Origin of the sequence: Paenibacillus sp. FSL H8-0537 (assembly GCF_038051995.1) — a bacterium.
Lineage (GTDB): Bacteria > Bacillota > Bacilli > Paenibacillales > Paenibacillaceae > Pristimantibacillus.
On sequence record NZ_CP150290.1, the window covers coordinates 4,535,006 to 4,555,848 of the forward strand.

A 20,843-nucleotide genomic window follows, 5' to 3' on the forward strand; every position below is an offset into this window, starting at 1 on the left:
TCAGCTAACTGACCGTTCACCTCTTCATGTGGCTACCGTTTAATTGGCAACGATATTGACGATTTTACCTTTTACAGCTACGACCTTGCGGATGGTTTTGCCTGTGATAAGCTCCTGCACCTTACCTAGCTCCTTCGCAAGACGTTCCATTTCGGCTTCATCCGTGTCTGCCGCTATCGACAGGCGCTCAATGATTTTTCCATTAACTTGAACGACGATTTCAACCTCTTGGTCAACCGTCCAAGCCTCTTCCCATACCGGCCAGGACTCATAAGTAATCGTCCCTGTTCCGCCCAGCTTCTCCCACAGCTCTTCCGCAATATGCGGCGCAAGCGGGGACAGCATTTTCACAAAATCAGCCATTGCTTCGCGCGGCAGCACTTCGGTTTTATAAGCTTCATTGACAAAAATCATCAACTGGCTGATTGCCGTGTTAAAACGCAGATGCTCAAAGTCATCGGTTACTTTTTTGATCGTACGGTGCCATGTGCGCTTGAATGCCTCCGTCGTTTCAGCGTCCGAAACTTTCGAACTCAAGCTGCCATCATCACCGATGAACAGGCGCCATACACGGCTTAGGAAACGGAAAGATCCTTCTACGCCGTTCGTGTTCCAAGGCTTCGTTGCTTCCAGCGGCCCCATGAACATTTCATACAAACGCAGCGTGTCTCCGCCGAATTCCGATACAATTTCATCGGGGTTAATGACGTTGCCACGGGATTTGGACATTTTCTCATTGTTCGTGCCCAAAATCATCCCTTGGTTAACGAGCTTATGGAAAGGCTCCTTCGTCTCAACTACGCCAAGATCATACAATACTTTATGCCAGAAGCGCGCATACAGCAGATGAAGCACAGCATGCTCCGCTCCGCCGATATACAGGTCAACCGGAAGCCATTCGCGCTGCTTCTCCAGCGAACAAATTTCCTTGTCGTTTTTCGGATCGATAAAGCGCAGGTAGTACCAGCAGCTGCCCGCCCATTGCGGCATCGTGTTCGTTTCGCGGCGTGCTTTCATGCCCGTTTCCGGATCAATCGTATTGACCCATTCCGTTACATTCGCAAGCGGCGATTCCCCTGTACCCGAAGGCTTAATCGCATCTACATCCGGCAGCAGCAGCGGAAGCTGGTCCTCTGGAACAGGCTTCATTGTGCCATCTTCCAGATGCAAAATTGGAATCGGCTCTCCCCAATAACGCTGGCGGCTGAACAGCCAATCGCGCAGACGGTAGGTCACTTTGCCATGACCGCTGCCTTTTTCTTCGAGGAAGCTAATCATTTTTGCAATCGCCTCTTCATTGTTAAGCCCATTCAGCAAATCGGAATTTACATGCGCACCGTCGCCAGTGTAAGCTTCTTTGGAAATATCTCCGCCTTGCACGACTTCCACAATGGGCAGTCCGAACTGCGTTGCAAATTCCCAGTCGCGCGTATCATGGCCTGGAACAGCCATAATCGCACCTGTGCCATAGCCAGCCAATACATAATCGGCAATCCAGATTGGCGTTTTCTCGCCATTGACCGGATTAATCGCATAAGCACCCGTGAACACGCCGGATTTTTCCTTCGCCAAATCAGTACGCTCCAAATCGCTCTTGCGGGAAGCTGTCAGCTGATAAGCCTCAATAGCTGCCTTTTGATCCGCTGTCGTAATTTGGGCAACCAGCTCATGCTCAGGCGCCAGCACGCAATAAGTAGCACCGAACAAAGTATCCGGACGCGTCGTGAACACAACAAGGTTCGCATCATGGCCCTCAATAGCAAACGTCACTTCGGCGCCTGTAGACTTGCCGATCCAGTTGCGCTGCATATCCTTGATGCTTTCCGTCCAATCAAGCTCCTCCAGATCCTCCAGCAGGCGCTCCGCATATTCGGTAATTTTCAATACCCATTGGCGCATTGGCTTGCGTACAACTGGATGGTTGCCGCGTTCGCTTAGTCCATCAATCACTTCCTCATTGGCAAGCACGGTTCCCAGCGCTTCGCACCAGTTAACCGGAACTTCAGCTACATAAGCAAGGCCTTTGTTATACAGTTGGATGAAAATCCACTGCGTCCATTTATAATAATCCGGGTCAGTCGTACTGAACTCGCGATCCCAGTCGTAGGAAAAGCCGAGCGACTTGATTTGACGACGGAAATTGTCGATATTTTTAAATGTAATCTCACGCGGATGCTGCCCTGTATCCAGTGCATGCTGCTCTGCAGGAAGGCCAAATGCATCCCAGCCCATCGGGTGCAGGACGTTAAAGCCGCGCAGACGCTTGTAACGCGACACGATATCCGTTGCCGTATAGCCTTCCGGATGACCGACGTGCAGGCCAGAACCGGATGGATAAGGGAACATATCGAGTGCATAAAATTTCGGTTTGCCCGCTTCTTCCTTCGTTGCGAACGTCTTGTTCTCATCCCAATATTTTTGCCATTTCGGCTCTACCATCAGTGGATTATAGCCTTGCGGTTGCTGATCTTGACTCATGAATGTTTCCTCCTTAAGCTTGGTAAAGCAAAATTTCAGCGGCTTCCAAACAAAAAAGCTCCCGCCCCTAGCGTATGATCGCTAGGGACGAGAGCTGTCTCCCGTGGTACCACCCTAGTTAGCCCCCGGACATGCTTTGCCGAGTGCTCACTTGTTGCCTTTAACGCAGGCCATACGGTACGCTTGCGCGCACAGCTCCAAGGTGAGATTCATATCGCTGCAGGTCCGGCTTGCACCATCCGCCGGCTCTCTAAGCCATGCCCCGCGATACTACTGCTCCTCATCAACGCCAAATGTGACATTTTAAGAATTAGTTCCGATTATAATGAAGCTTTCGCGCGATGTCAAGAGATAGCCCCTCCGCTACTTCCCTTTTTATTCCAAAAAGTCCATTTATTTTACACTAAAATGAACGATGCGTGAACGACAGTCCTTTTTTGCGAGAAAAAGCATTTCTCCTTGCGGGTTGAAAATCCGCTCTCATTTATCCATGGCATTTGCCCCAAGGAGGGGTATAATAGGAGCAGCAAGCTTTTGCAACCTATTACTATTTTCGGAGGAATCGTTATGATGCGTTTTGTAAGCAACAAACATATAACAGACCCTGCGCTTAATTTGGCGCTGGAAGAATATATTTTACGGTCGCTGCCGCCAGAGGACGATTATTTACTGTTTTATATTAATGAGCCTTCCATTATTATTGGCAAAAACCAAAATACAATGGAAGAAATCAACCCGCGCTATGTAGAGGAAAATAATATCCATGTCGTGCGCCGGCTGTCCGGCGGCGGGGCCGTGTATCATGACGAAGGTAATTTAAATTTCAGCTTCATCATGAGCGACGATGGCCAATCGTTCCATAATTTCAAAAAATTCACCGAGCCTGTCGTAAAGGCACTAGCCGCGCTTGGCGTTCAGGCCGAGCTTACGGGTCGCAACGATATTCAAGTAGGCGAACGAAAAATTTCCGGCAACGCGCAGTTTTCGGCACGGGGCAGAATGTTCAGCCATGGCACCTTGCTGTTTGATTCCGAAATTGAAAATGTCGTATCGGCTTTAAAAGCGAATCCCGAAAAATATGTGTCGAAAGCGACAAAATCGATTCGCAGCCGCGTGGCCAACATTTCCGAGTTTCTTGCAGCACCTATTACAATTGAAGACTTCCGCCAAAGCGTGCTTGCTTCCATTTTTGAAGGCAGTGAGGAAATTCCTTTTTACGAGCTGACTGAGGAACAATGGGCAGATATCCGCGAGCTGGCACAGACGCGATATCGCAACTGGGATTGGAATTATGGCCGGTCGCCAGCATTCAATATGCGCCAGACGAAGCGGATAGAAGGAGCTGGCACATTCGATGTGCGTCTCCAAGTTGAGGAAGGCCTGATTGTGGATGCCGCTGTATATGGCGATTTCTTCGGCCGTGGCGAGAGCAGCGAATTTGCAAAGCAGCTTATTGGCCAGCGTTACGAAGCTGCTGCGCTTGGCAAGCTGCTTGGCGAGATCGATTTAGGCTATTATTTCGGCAAAGTGACGAAGGACGACTTAATGGGCCTGATTTTCGAATAAAAGCAAAAGGCGCCCCGGCTTTCTCTAAGTAAGAGAGCCTAGGGCGCCTTTTATTGCTTCCTAAACCAGACAACAATGCCGTAACCAAGCACAACAGCGACGCTGTTCATGAGTATATCATCGATGTCGAAGCTGCCGCGCCTCGTGAGCATTTGCAGCACTTCCAGCAGCGTAATAAACAGCAGAAACGACAGCAGTGTCTTGCCCAGCCGCAAGCGAAAAACAATTGGAAGCGCGAGGCCAAAAGGTACGAACACGACAATGTTGCCGCCCATATTAATGATCCAATCGCCAAGGTTTATATGATAAAAGTTCGTTACATACAGCTTGATAGTCGAAAACGGAATGATATTATATCGAAGCTCCGCACTGCTGCCCGCCTGCCGGCCAAAGCCAAAAAACATCGCATAAATGAGCCCCATCGTATACACAACGATAAGAGCGGCTGTCACTTTTTGTGCAAAGGAACCGGAATTTCCGCCTGCCTGCTTCAACGTTATCGCCCCTCCACTTCGCCCGGGTTAATGGGACGCCGCTAATTTTTTCACCCGATACCAGTAGTTGTATTGCAGCGTAAAACCCAGCTTGTCATACAAGCGATTAGCCGCCTCATTGGCATGCGTAACGAGCAGATAACTGTGCTCCGCCCCACTTTCCTTGCCCCACTGCAAAATATGCAGCAGAAGCTGCTCGCCAAATCCACGCCTGCGAAAATCTGGTGAGGTCACGACGGCATACAAACCGATATATCCCCGCTCCATAACGCCAATACCGCAAGCCGCCGGCGCTCCCTCTACATAAAGCACAGCAAAGGCCGTCTGGAACGGCGGTGATGCAAACATATTTTTCAGCGTCTCCCGCTCATCAGCCGTGTGCTTCGCCATCGACGTATAAGCTTCCAGCCAAGCTTCGCTTAAAAAAGGATCTATGCGAACGTCCAGCCCGCCAGCCGGTTTGCGCATTTGATTAAGGGAAGCCGTCTTGACGTAAACTGGGTCTATCTTGTCATAGCCGCGCAGCGCGAGCGTCTTATCCAGCTCCGGCGGCTGGGAGAAAGGCGTGATTTTATAGGCCGTATCCAGTCCATGCGCCGTATAAAAAGCTTCGCCATAGGCGATTTTACGCGACAGCTCTTCCCCACTGCAGGCTGCTGGCACAATGGAGTTTGACCGTTTTGTATAGCCGTTCGCCAGACGGAGCTGCCACCCCTCATACATGAGCACCTGCAGCGCAGGCCAAGCATTCATCGATAGCTCCTCCAGCTTGAGCTGAAGCCGCTCCTCCGAGGATGAATCTATTGCAGCGCTGTCCAGAAGCTGCTTAATCTGTGCCATATGATGCCGGTCATGCGCGATAAAATCGGTCAAATACGCCTGCAGGCGGAAGGGATGCCCCTCGCTATCTATGTATTCAGCCGCATATTGCTGCTCCGGCAAAGCTTGAATGAGCCCCACAATCGCTTCACGATCCTGAATCGTCTGCCTGATCAGCTTGGCAATTGAAGTATAGCGACCATATAAACGGGCATTTTCATTAAAAGCATTATAATCCAAATGCTTGAGCGTCAGCACCTGCTGCTGACCCAATCTCTCAATTGCTGTCGTGAGAAAATAACGATCCCAAAGCGCAATATGAGCGACGACTTCGCGAACAGACCATTTTCCCGGAGCCAAGCTTAGCTCCCATACTGCTTCCTCCTGCTGCTCCAACGTCTCCACAAATGTAATCCATTCCTGAAAATACTTAAGCAACTGCTGTTTTCCCTGCTCCTGCTCCATGTACCGCTCTCCCTCGCTTCGCTTTCCCCATATGTGAGCTTACTTTTATAATTCATTCCATTAAACTCGTAAAATCGAAATCTCATATTCGGCATGATATATGATAGGTTTTGCCCTCTAATCGAAGCCAAACAGCCGCCCTGACGGCGGCACATGCCATTCCATTAATCATATATCCATTAAAGCAATTTAAAGCGGGTTATTTGGTCAAGCTGCTGCTCCGCCATTAAAATCGGACGCTGCTTCGGCCCAAACAAATCAAAATGCGGATAGCTGTCGCGGTAGTGAATATACCGGGGATCGAGCCCATAAGACATACACCACTGTGCCAGCTTGTCTATATTCGAGCAGCCTACCTTCGTTACTGTCTTCATAGCCGGAAAGCGCGGGTCCAGCCAATAATGCGTCAAAAAAGCGATTTCGCCGCTCTGCACCCGTTCCTTCCAAACATTCATTTCGGTTCTGGATATGCCGAATGCCACTCGTCCATCTCCTTATTCCCCTGGTAAAATATGCTTAACACGGCCCACTTGCCCATCCGTCAGCCGAACTTTAATGCCGTGCGGATGCGTACCGGAATTCGTCAGCAAATCCTTGACGATGCCTCTCGTCAGCTTGCCCGTACGCTGATCCTGCTTTAGCACAATATCGACCTGCTGGCCCGGCTTGACCGCCGCGCGATTCGTTCCGTTCATGCGTTACCCTTCCTTTTCAAAAAAGCGTGGTGAACCAAAGTGTGCACTTGATTAAGACTTTTTCAAAATATAAGCAGTTACAAGTTTAACCCTTATAATGGACTTATATTTCTCGGATTGAAACGCGCTCCGCCGCCAAAAGATGGCGACAGCCGTTTCACCTTGAAATATAGGAAAGAATATCCTAACGTTTTTCTTTCTCTATATTTCTCGGATTGAAACGCGCTGCGCCGCCAAAAGATGGCGACAGCCGGTTCACCTTGCCATATGCTATACTTTTCTTTCAAAATAGCATAGCATATGTACAGGAAAGATGCACATGATGGGTACAACCTGTTATACTTAACACCAAACGATGTTTTATGAAATGAGGAAATTGTCTAATGTCAACTGATTTTACTGCAATGGGCGTCATGCCGGAGCTGGCCTCGCGTCTCCATGAGAACGGAATTACCGAGCCAACACCGGTTCAAAAAAAATCAATTCCCGTGCTGCTTGCGGGACAAGACGTCATTGCCCAAGCTCAAACCGGAACAGGCAAAACGCTTGCCTTTGCCTTGCCTATATTGCAGCGCATTCAAGTGCACAAGGAACAGGTGCAGGCGCTTATTTTGACTCCAACCCGCGAGCTCGCCATTCAAATTACGAGCGAGCTTACGAAGCTTGCTCCGACTGTTGGCGCTACGGTGCTAGCCGCTTACGGCGGACAAGATGTTGTCGCACAAATTCGCAAGCTGAACAACGCTCCCCATATCGTTGTTGCAACACCTGGTCGTTTGCTTGACCATATTCGCCGGGAGACGATCAACCTGGGCAAGCTGAAAATGCTCGTGCTGGATGAGGCTGACCAAATGCTGCATATGGGCTTCCTGCCGGAAGTCGAGAACATTATCGCGCATATGCCTAGAGCCCGCCAGACGATGCTGTTTTCGGCTACGATGCCGGAAGCGATTAAGCGCCTTGCTGCGAACTATATGAATACGCCAGTCGATATTCGTATTCAAAGCACGCATGTGACGCTCGACAACATTAAGCAATTCGTCATCGAAACAACGGATCGCGGACGTGAACGTGCCGTTATGCAGCTCATTGAGCAGCATAACCCATATTTGGCCGTTATTTTCTGCCGGACGAAGGTGCGGGCCAAAAAACTGAATGCTGCTTTGCAGGATAATGGCATTCCTTCGGACGAGCTGCATGGCGATTTGACGCAAGCGAAGCGCGAGCAGGTCATGAAGCGTTTCCGCGATGCCAAGCTGCAAATTCTCGTCGCAACGGATGTCGCTGCGCGCGGACTTGATGTAGAAGGCGTTACTCATGTGTACAACTTTGATGTGCCGCAGGATTCGGAAATTTATATTCACCGTATCGGCCGTACAGGCCGTGCAGGTCATCAAGGTACAGCAGTAACTCTCTCTTCACCGCATGATCGCGGCGCAGTTGCTCATATCGAGCGCAGCATTGATGCTTCCCTGCAGCGCTTTACGATTGACGAAGAAGGCCAATTAACAGCTGACAATACGAAGCGCTCAGCAGCTCCAGCCAAGGCATATGGCAGAGATTCCTCCTCGTCAGAGCGTGGCGGAAGAACACGCGGTGGACGCGATTCGGGACGTTCCGGCCAGCAAGGACGCCGAGGCGGCGAATCCTCTGGTGGTCGCGGACGTCAGCAAGCTGGCGGCAGAGGCCGTGGGCAGCAGGCTGAACGGTCATCAGCTCCAAGCAAATCGGGCGGCGGCAGCCCATGGGAAGCAGCAAGCGGCGGCAATACTGGAAACAAGCGTGGCGGCAATGGAGAGCGTAGCTTCAGTGGTGGCGAGCGCAGCGAACGTTCCTCTGGTTCTCGCAGCTTCGGTGGCGGCGAACGCAGTGAACGGCCTTCCGGTCCTCGCAGCTTCGGCGGCGGCGAGCGCAGCGAACGGCCTTCCGGTCCTCGCAGCTTCGGTGGCGGCGAACGCAGCGAACGGCCTTCCGGTCCTCGCAGCTTCGGCGGCGGCGAACGCAGCGAACGGCCTTCCGGTCCTCGCAGCTTCGGTAGCGGCGAGCGCAGCGAACGTTCCTCCTCCGGTGCACCGCGCAGCTCTGGAACACGCAGTTCCGGTGGACGCAGCTCCGGTTCTGGCAGCGGCGGTCGCAATTCCGGCGGTTCCAGCCGCGGATCCAGCCCTTCCCGTGGCGGCGGAGCTGGAAGCAGTCGCGGTCGCAAAAGATAAATGAACTTTTCAAGCAGCTTTCCGTCGATACCTATCGACGAAGGCTGCTTTTTTCATCCCTCCCGGGCATTCGCCATAGTAACATCCATCATAAGCTGCTGAAATTAGCGGCCTTACAAGAGCCCAATTATAAATGACCCATGACAGGAGTCCATTCCAAACAGGGCGAAATACATACAATACTGTATACCGAGCGGCAGGGAAAAGAACATTTCAATAAAGCAGCACCCTAAGCCGGAAATTAACTGTACAGGAGGAATTAGCATGTCTGGTGTACATGGAGGCTTCACATCGACGGGTGCCATCCTGGTCCTGTTTATTCTTCTGGTCATCATAACTAAAGGATTTTTGTACTAATCCTAACCTCACACTGCATGCAAAAAACCGCCGGGATTCGCGCTCCTGGCGGTTTTTCTGTGCTTTATTGCTCCTGATGTACAAGGGAGTAAGACTCATTTTTTATTTTCACCCTTACGCCTGATCAGCTGCAAGCTCCGTTTAATGCTCTCGGTTCCCGCAAAGCTCAGCGTTCCTGCCAAAATGGCGTTGTGCAGCAGCTTAAGCCCCACATTGTACGTCAGCGTGCCGATTACGATTTCAATTATAATGAAACGCCTGATATCTGCAGATGTAATGACGTATACTTTAAAGGTTTGGACGCGCAAGCAGCAATCACCTCAGGAATGGTATTTATTAACCTACCCTATGATGCTGACAGATTGTCTCATTCCTTTTGCTTCGAATGCTGCTGCTTTCTATCCCGTCATTATTGCAAATCTGTCCGTCGATAAGTACGAAGCAGCTCCAGCTCGCCTTCAGTCAGCTCACGATAGCTTCCCTCTTCAAGCTCAGGGTCCAGCGCCAGAGGGCCCATGGCCACCCGCTTTAAATGGACAACCTGTTTGCCTACTGCCTCAAACATCCGCTTGACCTGGTGGAATTTCCCTTCCATAATCGTTAGCGTAATCATCGACATAACGCCTTCATCCGTCTGTTCTTGGCTCCGTACATTTAGACGGGCAGGCATCGTCACATACCCATCATCCAGCTCAACGCCCGCAGTGAACTGATCTTGATCTGCACGTCCTACCTTCCCTCGCACTACAGCCTCATACGTTTTGGGCACATGCTTGCGCGGCGACAGCAGCTCGTGGGCCAACTGCCCATCATTGGTCAGCAGCAGCAGACCAACCGTATCCTTGTCTAGACGCCCTACCGGAAACGGCTGGATCGCTTGATCCTCATTTTCGAGCAAATCGACGACTGTCTCATCTTTACGATCCTCCGTAGCCGATACAACGCCTGCTGGCTTGTTCATCATAAAATAAGCGAATTCCCGGTAATTGACCTGCCGTCCTTCGAACCTGACCTCATGCAGTTCAGGATTAATGATCATGCCGCTATCTTTCACAACAGCTCCGTTAACTGTAACGAGCCCCTGCTTGACGAATTTTTTAATTTCACTTCTCGTGCCGTTGCCCGTATGGGACAATAGCTTGTCCAGCCTTATTTTTGCTGCCAAAACGATCTCTCCTCCAAATATCTGCTTCCCTATTTATGCAACAAACCTCCAAAGGCGTTCGCTTGTGCGCCACTGGAGGTCTGTTATTAGCTTTGCGTACCCTTCTTCGCCCGCAAAACCGCCGCTTCAACGTCAAGAGCAAGCTGCTGGAGCCCGAACAAATCCTCCTGCTCCCACATTTCATTAAATTTCAGCTGAAATTGAGCAGCTTCCCGAACGCGGTGGTAAAAATAAAGATCCTGTATCGTGCTAAGCACCTTGCTGACAACATTCGAGCTTTCCTCGAAGCCGCGCTGCGCATCCAAAATTTCATGGCGAATGCTCGACATCTCCTCATCAAGGGAGGAGGCCGCCTCCGCCGCCTTTTTGAGACGCAGACGCACATCCTCAGGCAGGCTTTCCTTATATTTATAGTTCAGCGAGTGCTCGATCGTCGCCCAGAAATTCATCGCGAGTGTGCGAATCTGAATTTCTGCCAATACTTTTTTCTGACCGAGCGCTGTTTGGACAGGATATTCCACGATCATATGATAGCTGCGATAACCGCTATCCTTGTAATTCGTAATATAATCCTTCTCATTCACAAGCTTCAAATCTTTGCGCGAACGAATTAATCCGGCAACCCGGTGAATATCATCAACGAACTGGCACATAATGCGAATGCCCGCAATATCCTCAATCCCTTGCTCCAGCTGGTCAGCTGGCACATGAAGCCGCCTTGCCTTCTCCAAAACGCTCGAAACCTTCTTCACTCGGCCTGTGACAAATTCAATTGGCGAATAGGATTCACGCCTTTTCAGCTCTACGCGCAGCGTTTTAAATTTAACTTTGAGTTCTTCAACCGTTTGCTCGTAAGGCTGTAAAAATAGATTCCAGTCTCGTCCATCCATCAGGGCCGCCTCCTTATCCTATCTATGGTCTGCGCCGATAGCCTCCGTTATGCTGCGGTAGCCATCTTTGCGCAGGCGCTCTTTCAAGCCGCTGGTCAATTCACGCAGCAAGCCTGGGCCCTTGTAGATTAGAGCCGTATATACTTCAACCAATGAGGCCCCAGCGCGGATTTTATCGTATGCATCAGCTGCGGTGAAAATGCCACCCGAGCCAATGATCGGCAGCTTACCCTCCGTTTGACGGTAAACCGCACGAATAACCTCTGTTGAACGCTCGCGCACCGGAACGCCACTGAGGCCGCCCATTTCCCCAGCATTCGAATGGGTAAGGCCCGTGCGTGAAACGGTCGTATTCGTCGCAATAATGCCGGAAACGCCGCTGTCCTTAATTGTCGCTACCGTCAGCTTAAGCTGCTCATCCGTCATGTCCGGAGCAATTTTGACCAATACTGGCTTCGCGCTTTTACCAGATTTCGACGCCTGCTGCCTGATTTCCTCCAAAACGGTATCAAGGAGCAGCCTCAGCTCATCCCCATGCTGCAACGCACGCAAATCCGGTGTATTGGGCGAGCTAATGTTGACGACAAAAAAATCGCCCTGTCCATACAGCGCCTGAATGCATAAGCGATAATCCTCATGAGCAAGCTCATTGGGCGTCACTTTGTTTTTTCCGATATTGACAGCAAGCGGGATGCGGTGTATTTTGCGCTTGTTCAGCCGCTCTGCCATCGCATCAACGCCATCATTATTGAAGCCCATTCGGTTAATCAGCGCTTCGTCAGGCGGAAGCCGGAACAGTCTCGGCTGCTCATTGCCTGGCTGGCTCTTCGGAGTTACCGTTCCTACTTCCATAAAGCCAAAGCCTATGCTGGAAAAGCCATCGGCTGCCTTTGCGTTCTTATCCAGCCCTGCCGCAAGCCCTATCGGATGCGGAAAATGAATGCCGAATAAATCCACAGCAAGCTCCGGCGTCTCATTTACCCCATACATCGCATGCATGATGCCCGTCATGCCCGGAACGCGCCCAGCAGCATGCAATCCATCTATAACCAAATGGTGAGCTTTCTCCGGATCCATGCGAAAAAATATCGGCTTACCTAATGAAGAATAAAGCAATTATACTCACTCCGATCTACAATAAATGTCCTACCCAATAGTGTAGCGTTTTTGCCCAGAAAAGAAAAGGGCAATACTGCTCCTTTGTTATTGCGGCTCTTTCCGAAAACGATTACAATATGACTATATTCCTTATTTATTAGAAAGAGGTTGATGGCCATGAGTTCACCCAAACGCAAACCACCCACAGTTAAAGCAAAAGCGCCCGAGGAAGTCAATAAGAAAGCACTTGTCTGGATAGGCGCCGCTATTGGAGTTGTCATTGTCGCCGTCACCGTTTTGTTGTTGGTTAGCGGTTAATCAGCCCAGCCAGTGATATACTTTACCGGGATTCGTCTCGTCCTGACTCGGATTCAGCTTGAAGCGCTCCTTGGATTCCGAAATTTCGGACGGCAGAGTCCCGTTTTTAATTTTGACGATCGTACCCATCGGCACCAGATCAAACAACTCCTCCACATCCTGTTTCCCCATACGAATGCATCCGAGCGATTCATCCTGTTCGAGGCTATCCGGCTCATCTGTGCCATGGATGGCATAAAGCGTACTGGAAAGCGTCATCCCCCTGCTGCCGAACTGGCCATTATCGCGCCCATTCGGATTTTTCACCTTCTCGCTAATATAAAAGCTGCCTTCCGGCGTTTTGTCGCCACCTAGCCCAACCTTGAAGCTGCGAACGATAATGTCGCCACTAACAACTGCTAGTCTGTAAGTGGATTTATCGACGACGATTTCAAGCGGCTTGCGCCAGGTTTGGTCCACTCCGCCTACTAATTCATCTGAATTACTCTGCATAAACTGCGATTGACGTTGCCCTGAATCCGTCTTTGGCTTGTTGCCTTCTGCTTCATTATGCTGCTGCGCAGGCTGTTTCGCCCCTGACTGATCCGTTTTCATTGCGGCAACAAGCGGTTTAAACATCTCCTTCATTCCAGATGCTTCACCAGCCAAAACATTGTTGGGGTATGGCTTAATGAGATCATCCAGCTTTTCTGGCCACTTCTCTTGCATCCGCTTGTACTGATAGATCGCGCTGGCAAGCGTCCAACGAACCTCCTGCTGCTCGCTCCACGCCTTGAACTTCGTTTTCACCGTGGATGCATCAGCCGGCTTGCAGCTGCATACTCCGCCATCGAGCATTTTCACTTCCATCGGTACATAATCGGACTGCTGCTCCACCGACATCAGCAGCTTGCGACTGCCTGTCCATTTGCGCCAGCCCTCCTGCTCCTCAAGTTTAACTACTGCCGCTACAGACGGCCGCTTAGTCCAGGAAAGCAGCTCTTCCCACGCGCTTCCGATCGGATTGCGCTCACCCTTGTCGGTCAGCACGACGCCGAAGGTTGGATCAATAGGCGCGTCAATGACAGCTGCCATTCCTGCTGCTGCAGGATCAGCTAGCTTGCTTGCGTTCGAAGGCATGAACATTAGCAGCAGCGCAATCGAAATCGCTCCCATTATTGCGCGGCGAATTCTCCGTTTTTTACGCTGCTGGCGATTCCAATCCTCCAGCATTTCCTGTGGGCTTTCCGCTAGCGGATGAGGCTTGCGCTCAAATGCCTCGTAAATTTCCCCTGCTTGAATGAAGCAATAATTTGCTTTCGCCGTTTTATCCAACTGCAAATATTGCTTGCCGAGCAAATACCAGGCCATTTTATTGTCAGGATGATTTCTAACATATTGCTTCAGATAGAGGTTATCCTCTAATTGCTCCATCATTAACCCCCCTCAAAGTCCAATACCACTATATCGGCAGCATTTACCTTTTTTTTGACTCTAGCGTAAACGGCTTTGCCAACCGACGGTGGCAAAAGCTCGTTTCGCGTAGAAATAGAAGCGTAATGATAAGTCGCAGCCTTATTCATTCTTCTATTTAAAGTGTACACGGCTTTGCCATCCTTCTATTTGAAGCCCACTTCGCACACAAAAAAGCTCCCCATCTACGCAGTGCAACTTCTGCATAGTTGAGGAGCTTAGGTTTAAGCTGGGTTTAGCTAAAAGGCGCGTCCGCGATTTTAATCGAATCAGTCGGGCAGCCGTCTACTGCATCTTGCATATCGTCATAAAGATCTTCCGAGATTGCAACACAGCCTTTATTGCCGTCGTTGCCGAAAATCACCTCTGCCAGACCTTCATCATCGTAATCATAAATGTCAGGAGCCGTTGCGCCGCATGCGCCGCATGCAATACAAGTATCCTTTTCTACCCAAGTGTACTTAGCCATTCAAAATACCTCCCATAAAGTGACGGAATAATGCCGCTATATAGCTTGTCTTCCGTTAATGACATCATAATAATAAAGCTTCATTCATCAATATATACCATCATTCGGCCTTTGGCAACCTGACACCGCGTTTAAAAATCTTCCTTTTGCAGCGAAGTGCCCCGCAGCCGCTTATTGCGAATCAGTGCGGAAGGATCATCGCTGAGCATCCCCGCCGTTAACACCGCATCCTCGCCAAACTTGTCCCGCAGCAAGTCCATCGTCTTTGTCAGCGCTTCCTTCCGCGGCTGCTCCTCATAATTGAACAGATCCAGCTGAACCGCTGTATTCATCTCAGGCGACAAATTTTGCAGCGTAACTCCTAGCAGCCTCACCGGCTCTCCCTCCGGCCAATGCTTATCGAACAAGCGGCAGGCTTCCTGAAAAATATCTTCCATTGCATGCGTTGGCGAGCGAAACGTATTCGAACGGGTAATGGTCGACATGTCTGGTCTGCGAACCGTAATTTGTACCGTAAGAGCCATCAGCTTCTGCCTTCTAAGCCGCCGTGCGGTCTGATCCGATAAGTTAAGCAGAACACGGTGAATATCTTCCCTGACGATAAAATCCTTCGGCAGCGTCGTCGTATGACCGATCGACTTATTCACTTCCCGCTCTCCATTCACAGGAGCGTGGTCAATGCCACTTGCTGCCCCTTTCATCCATGCTCCAACGACGCCAAACTGCTTAATGAGCAGCCGTTCATCCGTCTGTGCAAGCTGTCCAATTGTGCGAATATTGAGCCGAGCCAGCTTGTCCGCCGTCTTTTTCCCAATGCCGAATAGCACGCCGCACGGCTTGTCCCATAGCAGCTCTGGCACATCACGCAGCCGCAGCACCGTCATCCCATTCGGTTTTTTCATATCCGAGGCCATCTTCGCCAGCAGCTTATTCGGAGCAATGCCAATAGAGCTGGGCAGCTGCCACTCTGTACGGATACGCTCCTGCAAAGCGCTGGCAATTTCCAGCGGTGTTCCAAATATTTTCGAACCGGTTATATCCATATAACATTCATCTATTGAAACAGCTTCTACCATATCTGTATAGCTTCTGGCAATCGTCATAAAACCTCGTGAATATTTGCGGTATAAATGGAAGTCCGGCTGAATAAGGATGAGATCAGGACAACGTCTAAGCCCCTCGCGCACCGTCATGCCCGTCTTGACCCCTAGCCTTCTGGCTGTATATGAGCAGGTGACGATAATCCCTTTGCGCAGCTCCACGCTGCCGGCAACGGCCGTTGGTTTATCTTTATATTTATCCGGCTCCTCCGCCTCATGGACAGAGCAGTAGAAGGCATTCATATCCAGATGCAAAATGACGCGGCCCTTCGCTGGATAATGCTCATTCGTATTCGTCATTGTATGGTTCCACCACCTGCGAGGAGATCCGCTTGAACACTTAGTCTCCACCGTTGTTTATTTGTACTTATCAGCATACCGCTGCCAATGTAGCAAGTCAATTGAACAACAGCGAACTGCAAAAGTCACAAGCGAAAACGGCTGTCTCCGTCCTCTGGCGGCAATGCAACCGTTTCGATTAAAAAAAGTAATGGCTCCCCTCTACATTCCAGTCAACTAGTGTTATAATAATTCATTATAATTGTAAAGGCTATCAGTGAAGAAGGAGGCCTTCTGGCCATGACAATGAATTTATCTATTTTTGACACGACGCTGCGTGATGGTACGCAAGGAGAAGGCATCAGCCTATCAGCGGAGGACAAGCTGAAGATCGCTTTAAAGCTTGATGCACTAGGCGTTCATTATATTGAGGGCGGCAACCCGGGAAGCAATAGCAAGGATATTGAGTTTTTCGAGCGCATTAAAGCGTATAATTTGCGAGCGAAGATTACGGCATTCGGCAGTACTAGACGCAAGTTCAGTCTGGCTCACCAGGATGCTAATTTGCTTAGAATTAAAGAATCCGGCGTTCCTGCAGCGACGTTAGTTGGAAAATCTTGGGATTTCCACGTACACACCGCTCTGCAAACGACGCTTGAAGAAAACATAGCTATGGTCTACGACTCGCTTGCTTTCCTCAAGCATAACGGTATTGAAGCGATGTTTGACGCGGAGCATTTCTTCGACGGGTACAAGCATAACCCGGAATACGCGCTGGCTGTGCTGCGCAAGGCGCAGGAAGCGGGAACGGATTGGCTCGTGCTTTGCGATACGAATGGCGGCACGCTGCCGGGCGAAATTCACGAAATCGTGTCGCGTGTTCGCGCCGAGCTGAATGCTCCTATCGGTATTCATACGCACAACGACTGTGAGCTCGCCGTTGCCAACTCGCTTGCTGCCGTGCAAGCCGGAGCTCGTCAAATACAAGGTACGATCAATGGGTATGGCGAACGCTGCGGCAATGCCAACCTTTGTTCGATTATTCCCAATTTGCAGCTTAAAATGGGCTATAACTGTTTGCCGGATGACAAGCTGAGCACGCTAACAGGAACCGCACGTTTTGTCAGTGAAATTGCCAACGTTCATATGCCTGTAGGACAGCCTTATGTCGGCAATGCAGCTTTCGCCCATAAAGGCGGCATTCACGTGTCAGCGATTATGAAGGATTCCAAAACCTATGAGCATATCGCGCCGGAACTCGTTGGCAACAAACAGCGCATACTCGTCTCCGAGCTGGCAGGCCAAAGCAACATCATATCCAAGGCCCAGGAGCTTGGCCTCGATGTGAATGCCAACAACGAGAAAACGAAGCAAATTATGGAGCGGATTAAAGACTTGGAGCATCAAGGCTATCAATTTGAAGGTGCTGATGCATCGCTTGAGCTGCTGCTTAGAGAAGCTTTTGGCGAGGTCGAAGAAATTTTCACGGTCGAGTCCTTTAAAATGCTGGTGGAAAACTCGCAAGGCGCGCTCCGCACCGAGGCGATCGTCAAGCTGAACGTTGGCGGCGAGCAGGTTTACACCGCTGCGGAAGGCAACGGCCCTGTCAACGCGCTTGATAACGCCTTAAGAAAGGCTCTCGTGCAGTTTTATCCAAAAATCAAGCAGATCCATTTGTCCGACTACAAAGTTCGTGTAATCGACGAGAAAGACGCTACAGCCGCTAAAGTGCGCGTACTTGTAGAGTCTACTAGCATCGACAACACATGGAGCACCGTAGGAGTTTCTAACAATGTAATCGAAGCAAGCTGGGAAGCATTGGTTGACGGCATTCGCTACGCTCTGCTTAACATGGGCAAACCCGATGCTATTGATGCCCCTGTAACCGAGCAGCATGGACTAGTAAACCATTAATTTAGCGCATAAGAGGCAGCTGTAACGATAATAAAGGGCATTCCGCAAGCCATAAGTAATAACTGGCTTGCAGGAATGCCCTTTTTTTAATATAGGAAAGTATATGATTTTTCTATCCTTTCTCTATATTCCAACCTCGAAACGGTAGCTTTGCCGCCAGAGGACGGCGACAGACATTTACGGTTGTGTTTTGATAAAATGGTCGAACGCTATTTTTGCAGGCAGCTCCAATGATGCTCCCTTCTTAAGCGGCTGTCTCCGCAGCAACTGCTCTGTACCGGGCCCTTAGTCGAAAAAACATGCCCATGCTGGCAATCGTCAAAAAGCTTCCAATAAGCTGCGCAGTATTTAAATATTCATTAAGCAGAAAATAAGCCAAAATCATGGCCAGCACCGGCTCGCCGATAATCGCCATCGAAACGTTCGTCGCCCCAATGTGCTTCAGCAGCATATTAAACACCAAATGTCCGAAGATCGTCGGAATAATCGCAAGCAAGACGAAATACATCCATTCCTCCGCAGCATACCCCGTCAATGCAATTTGATTGACGAGATTGTAAATGAACATGACTGTTCCTGCAATCAAAAAAACCATTAAGCTATAAAGATTCGAGGGCAGGCTGCTGCTGACCTTTTGCCCAGCTATCATATACACGGCAACCGCCATCGTTCCGAGCAAGGACAATAAATCGCCAAATAATGCCTCACGCGAAATTCCGATATCGCCCCAAGCGATAACGAAGGAGCCCAATACCGCCATCGCCATACAAAGGCTGCCGGCTATCGTCTGGCGCTCTTTAAATAGAAGAAACGAGCCAAGCATCACAAAAAATGGCTGCAGCGTTATAAATACCATGGAGCTTGCAACAGACGTATATTTCAGCGATTCCATCCACAACAAAAAATGCAGGCCGAGAAAAAAGCCTGCACAACTTAAAACCATCCACTCTTTGCCGGTTAGCCGAATCGTTCGCAGCACCTTCCACGGTACAAGCGGCAGCATAATAACGACGGTAATTAATAACCGGTACATCCCTGCCACCGAGGAAGGGGCACTTGAAAACTTGATAATAATCGACGATACCGCAACAGCCAAAACGGCAATAAACAGCCATACATAAGGGTGGAGCCATAATTTCTTCTTTTCTGTATTCATTGTTCGTGCAGGCTCCCTTATCTGCTTATGAATATTTTTCAATGAGACGATCCCATTCCGAAAGCGGAATGACTCCATTGATTCTTTCGCGAATGACACCTTTGGAGTCAATTAGAAACGTCGTCGGAAAAGTATTTACCTTGTATTCCTTCGTGACATCTCCCTCACGATCCATCAGAATGGTAAACGTGAATTCATGATCCGCCACAAATTGCCTAGCCGCGCGCTCTTTGTCAAACTTAGTTGAATTAACGCCATACATTGCGATTTTATCCCCGTACTTCTCATGAAGCTCCTGCAAATCAGGCGCCTCCAGCTCACAAGGGCCACACCATGACGCCCAAAAATTCACGAAGCTAAGCTTGCCCTGCTCGCCACCGATTTTGTACATCTGCTCATCAAGCGCCTGAAGCTCAAATTGCTGGGCAGAATATCCCGCTTTCGGCTTAAAATCTCCGGAAGCAGCAATAATTGCGCTGTCTTTCTCCATATATTGCGAAATGGCCAAGCCTGCCAGCACAAAAGCTACTATAAACCATGCGGACGCCTTCTTCATTTTCCCAAATCCTCCTGCCAAATTCATGCTTTTATCTGCTTCTATCGTAACATGTCCGGCAAGACAAGCTCAAGAAAAACAGCTTTCCTTCATTAAACCGTCATATCCGCCATGTTTTCCCCTTTTATTTTAGGTTAAAATAAATCAAATCATACCTATTCGATATAGAATATACAATTGACGGGAGGAAATTTGCGTGCAGTTGCAGCTACTACATATAACAACACAGGCTTATGATCGGCTCATTGCCTCATGCCGGGAAGCATTGCCCATGGAAGCCTGTGGGATTTTGACAGGTGAAAGAGATATCGGCAAAATAGTGGACGTGACCGCTATTGCCAACGTCCATTCTTCCCCTGCCACCGCCTTCGCTTTCGCTCCAGACGATTGGGTAAAGGCTTATTACCGCATGCAAAAAAGCCGGCAATCTCTGCTCGGCTTCTTTCACTCTCACCCAACGTCGCATCCCCATCCTTCAACTGCTGATGGGCTGGGCCTCCATTCGGATGATTTATTATTGTCGTATTGGATTATTTCTTTGCAGCAGCCTTTGCAGCCTGAAATAAAGGCTTATTGCTACATGAACGGATGCTTCCAGTCATTGCAATGGGCTATCGCTGACTGAGATAAGCATACAGGTCACCCAGCGTATTTATATTCCGCTCAAAAATACGCCGCAGATACGCCTGCCACAATTCCGCCGTCATTAAAGAATCCTCCAGCGCGTGATGCCGCTGTGTAATTGTAATGCCGCTGTCCTCCAGCAAATCATCAAGCGCGTAGCTATCACGCTTCGGCTCCAGCCACTTGGCAACCATCATCGTATCTAATACACGGTGGTTTAAGTTAACCTTCGACGTTCGCCATAGCGCAGCGTTGAGAAATTGCTTATCATGTCCGGAAGCATGGGCAACGAGCGGCCGCTTGCCGACAAACTCCATGAAGTCATGCAGTACCTGCATTAAATCAGGGGCATCCTCTACCATTTCATTCGTAATGCCCGTTAGCTCCACAATAGCCCGCGGAATGCGGCGCTTTGGATTAACGAGGCTGTAGAACGTCTCCGAGGAATAAATTTCGCTCCCCCGCATTAATACGGCGCCAAAGGAAATAATTTCATCTCCATTCGACGGGTAAAATCCCGTTGTCTCCAAGTCGAACACGATAAACTCCATTTCTCTAAGCAGCATGTCAAGCGGAGATTGCTTGCGCTGCTCTTTGTTGACAGAGCGAATAAAAGCCATTTGCTGGGCGTTTTGCGATCCCAGCATTGAGGCTATGGCCGGCGTAAAGCCGCCCATTTTATATAAGCTCCACATCCGTCCCACGCCTTTAGGTTCCTTCATAATCTCCATCCAC

Annotated in this window: 21 protein-coding genes and 1 other annotated feature; of the genes, 6 read left to right on the forward strand and 15 right to left on the reverse strand. The window is 49.8% G+C overall.

Going from position 1 to position 20,843, the window contains the following annotated elements; translation table 11 throughout:
- Positions 1 to 39: 39 nt before the first annotated feature.
- On the reverse strand, positions 40 to 2,478 hold the full coding sequence (gene leuS / locus MHB80_RS19050) for a leucine--tRNA ligase (RefSeq protein ID WP_341278446.1): 2,439 nt from the start codon (positions 2,476 to 2,478) through the stop codon (positions 40 to 42).
- Between the two features lie 80 nt (positions 2,479 to 2,558).
- Positions 2,559 to 2,774, reverse strand: a binding site (T-box leader).
- A gap of 274 nt (positions 2,775 to 3,048) precedes the next feature.
- On the opposite strand from leuS, the gene MHB80_RS19055 reads away from it, so the two are divergent.
- On the forward strand, positions 3,049 to 4,044 hold the full coding sequence (locus MHB80_RS19055) for a lipoate--protein ligase (RefSeq protein ID WP_341283029.1): 996 nt from the start codon (positions 3,049 to 3,051) through the stop codon (positions 4,042 to 4,044).
- 50 nt (positions 4,045 to 4,094) lie between these two features.
- Here MHB80_RS19055 and MHB80_RS19060 read toward each other — a convergent pair whose 3' ends face one another.
- The 4 genes from MHB80_RS19060 to MHB80_RS19075 form a co-directional block, all read right to left on the reverse strand.
- Complete coding sequence (locus tag MHB80_RS19060) at positions 4,095 to 4,538, reverse strand: VanZ family protein (protein ID WP_341278447.1); 444 nt, start codon at positions 4,536 to 4,538, stop codon at positions 4,095 to 4,097.
- 27 nt (positions 4,539 to 4,565) lie between these two features.
- Positions 4,566 to 5,822, reverse strand: coding sequence for a GNAT family N-acetyltransferase (locus MHB80_RS19065; protein ID WP_341278448.1), 1,257 nt, complete (start codon positions 5,820 to 5,822; stop codon positions 4,566 to 4,568).
- 179 nt (positions 5,823 to 6,001) lie between these two features.
- Complete coding sequence (locus MHB80_RS19070; RefSeq protein ID WP_341278449.1) at positions 6,002 to 6,304, reverse strand: hypothetical protein; 303 nt, start codon at positions 6,302 to 6,304, stop codon at positions 6,002 to 6,004.
- Positions 6,305 to 6,316: 12 nt separating this feature from the next.
- Positions 6,317 to 6,517, reverse strand: coding sequence for a YwbE family protein (locus MHB80_RS19075; RefSeq protein ID WP_046229949.1), 201 nt, complete (start codon positions 6,515 to 6,517; stop codon positions 6,317 to 6,319).
- Between the two features lie 383 nt (positions 6,518 to 6,900).
- On the opposite strand from MHB80_RS19075, the gene MHB80_RS19080 reads away from it, so the two are divergent.
- Both MHB80_RS19080 and MHB80_RS19085 read left to right on the forward strand, forming a co-directional pair.
- Entirely contained in the window at positions 6,901 to 8,730 is a 1,830-nt protein-coding gene (locus MHB80_RS19080) for a DEAD/DEAH box helicase (RefSeq protein ID WP_341278450.1), read from the forward strand.
- 264 nt (positions 8,731 to 8,994) lie between these two features.
- Positions 8,995 to 9,087 carry a sporulation protein YjcZ gene (locus MHB80_RS19085; protein ID WP_081418580.1) on the forward strand — a complete coding sequence of 31 codons (93 nt, stop codon included), beginning with the start codon at positions 8,995 to 8,997 and terminating at the stop codon, positions 9,085 to 9,087.
- A gap of 95 nt (positions 9,088 to 9,182) precedes the next feature.
- Here the strand turns inward: MHB80_RS19085 and MHB80_RS19090 are convergent, their stop codons facing one another.
- The 4 genes from MHB80_RS19090 to MHB80_RS19105 form a co-directional block, all read right to left on the reverse strand.
- The gene (locus MHB80_RS19090) at positions 9,183 to 9,395 is read right to left on the reverse strand and encodes a hypothetical protein (RefSeq protein WP_341278451.1); all 213 of its coding nucleotides are present in this window, start codon (positions 9,393 to 9,395) and stop codon (positions 9,183 to 9,185) included.
- Positions 9,396 to 9,496: 101 nt separating this feature from the next.
- The gene (locus tag MHB80_RS19095) at positions 9,497 to 10,252 is read right to left on the reverse strand and encodes a pseudouridine synthase (protein ID WP_341278452.1); all 756 of its coding nucleotides are present in this window, start codon (positions 10,250 to 10,252) and stop codon (positions 9,497 to 9,499) included.
- An 86-nt stretch (positions 10,253 to 10,338) separates the two neighbouring features.
- Positions 10,339 to 11,142 (reverse strand): GTP pyrophosphokinase family protein, encoded by an 804-nt coding sequence (locus MHB80_RS19100; RefSeq protein ID WP_341278453.1) that lies wholly within the window; start codon positions 11,140 to 11,142, stop codon positions 10,339 to 10,341.
- 18 nt (positions 11,143 to 11,160) lie between these two features.
- On the reverse strand, positions 11,161 to 12,258 hold the full coding sequence (locus MHB80_RS19105) for a quinone-dependent dihydroorotate dehydrogenase (RefSeq protein ID WP_341278454.1): 1,098 nt from the start codon (positions 12,256 to 12,258) through the stop codon (positions 11,161 to 11,163).
- Positions 12,259 to 12,417: 159 nt separating this feature from the next.
- On the opposite strand from MHB80_RS19105, the gene MHB80_RS19110 reads away from it, so the two are divergent.
- Positions 12,418 to 12,558 carry a hypothetical protein gene (locus tag MHB80_RS19110; RefSeq protein WP_177217906.1) on the forward strand — a complete coding sequence of 47 codons (141 nt, stop codon included), beginning with the start codon at positions 12,418 to 12,420 and terminating at the stop codon, positions 12,556 to 12,558.
- On the opposite strand, the gene MHB80_RS19115 is transcribed toward MHB80_RS19110, so the two are convergent.
- The 3 genes from MHB80_RS19115 to MHB80_RS19125 all read right to left on the reverse strand — a co-directional run bounded on the left by MHB80_RS19115 (position 12,559) and on the right by MHB80_RS19125 (position 15,879).
- Positions 12,559 to 13,974 carry a L,D-transpeptidase family protein gene (locus tag MHB80_RS19115; RefSeq protein WP_341278455.1) on the reverse strand — a complete coding sequence of 472 codons (1,416 nt, stop codon included), beginning with the start codon at positions 13,972 to 13,974 and terminating at the stop codon, positions 12,559 to 12,561.
- Between the two features lie 271 nt (positions 13,975 to 14,245).
- Positions 14,246 to 14,479, reverse strand: a complete 234-nt coding sequence (locus MHB80_RS19120) for a ferredoxin (RefSeq protein WP_341278456.1) — start codon at positions 14,477 to 14,479, stop codon at positions 14,246 to 14,248.
- 131 nt (positions 14,480 to 14,610) lie between these two features.
- Entirely contained in the window at positions 14,611 to 15,879 is a 1,269-nt protein-coding gene (locus tag MHB80_RS19125; RefSeq protein WP_341278457.1) for a DNA polymerase IV, read from the reverse strand.
- A gap of 279 nt (positions 15,880 to 16,158) precedes the next feature.
- Between MHB80_RS19125 and cimA the strand changes: the two genes are divergently transcribed.
- The gene (gene cimA / locus MHB80_RS19130; protein WP_341278458.1) at positions 16,159 to 17,772 is read left to right on the forward strand and encodes a citramalate synthase; all 1,614 of its coding nucleotides are present in this window, start codon (positions 16,159 to 16,161) and stop codon (positions 17,770 to 17,772) included.
- A gap of 244 nt (positions 17,773 to 18,016) precedes the next feature.
- On the opposite strand, the gene MHB80_RS19135 is transcribed toward cimA, so the two are convergent.
- Both MHB80_RS19135 and MHB80_RS19140 read right to left on the reverse strand, forming a co-directional pair.
- Positions 18,017 to 18,928 carry a DMT family transporter gene (locus MHB80_RS19135; RefSeq protein ID WP_341278459.1) on the reverse strand — a complete coding sequence of 304 codons (912 nt, stop codon included), beginning with the start codon at positions 18,926 to 18,928 and terminating at the stop codon, positions 18,017 to 18,019.
- Between the two features lie 25 nt (positions 18,929 to 18,953).
- Entirely contained in the window at positions 18,954 to 19,484 is a 531-nt protein-coding gene (locus MHB80_RS19140) for a TlpA disulfide reductase family protein (protein ID WP_341278460.1), read from the reverse strand.
- 196 nt (positions 19,485 to 19,680) lie between these two features.
- Here MHB80_RS19140 and MHB80_RS19145 point away from each other — a divergent pair, with 196 nt between their 5' ends.
- Positions 19,681 to 20,109, forward strand: a complete 429-nt coding sequence (locus MHB80_RS19145; RefSeq protein ID WP_341278461.1) for a M67 family metallopeptidase — start codon at positions 19,681 to 19,683, stop codon at positions 20,107 to 20,109.
- On the opposite strand, the gene MHB80_RS19150 is transcribed toward MHB80_RS19145, so the two are convergent.
- On the reverse strand, positions 20,096 to 20,830 hold the full coding sequence (locus MHB80_RS19150) for a 3'-5' exonuclease (RefSeq protein WP_341278462.1): 735 nt from the start codon (positions 20,828 to 20,830) through the stop codon (positions 20,096 to 20,098). The genes MHB80_RS19145 and MHB80_RS19150 overlap by 14 nt on opposite strands.
- Positions 20,831 to 20,843 lie beyond the last annotated feature (13 nt).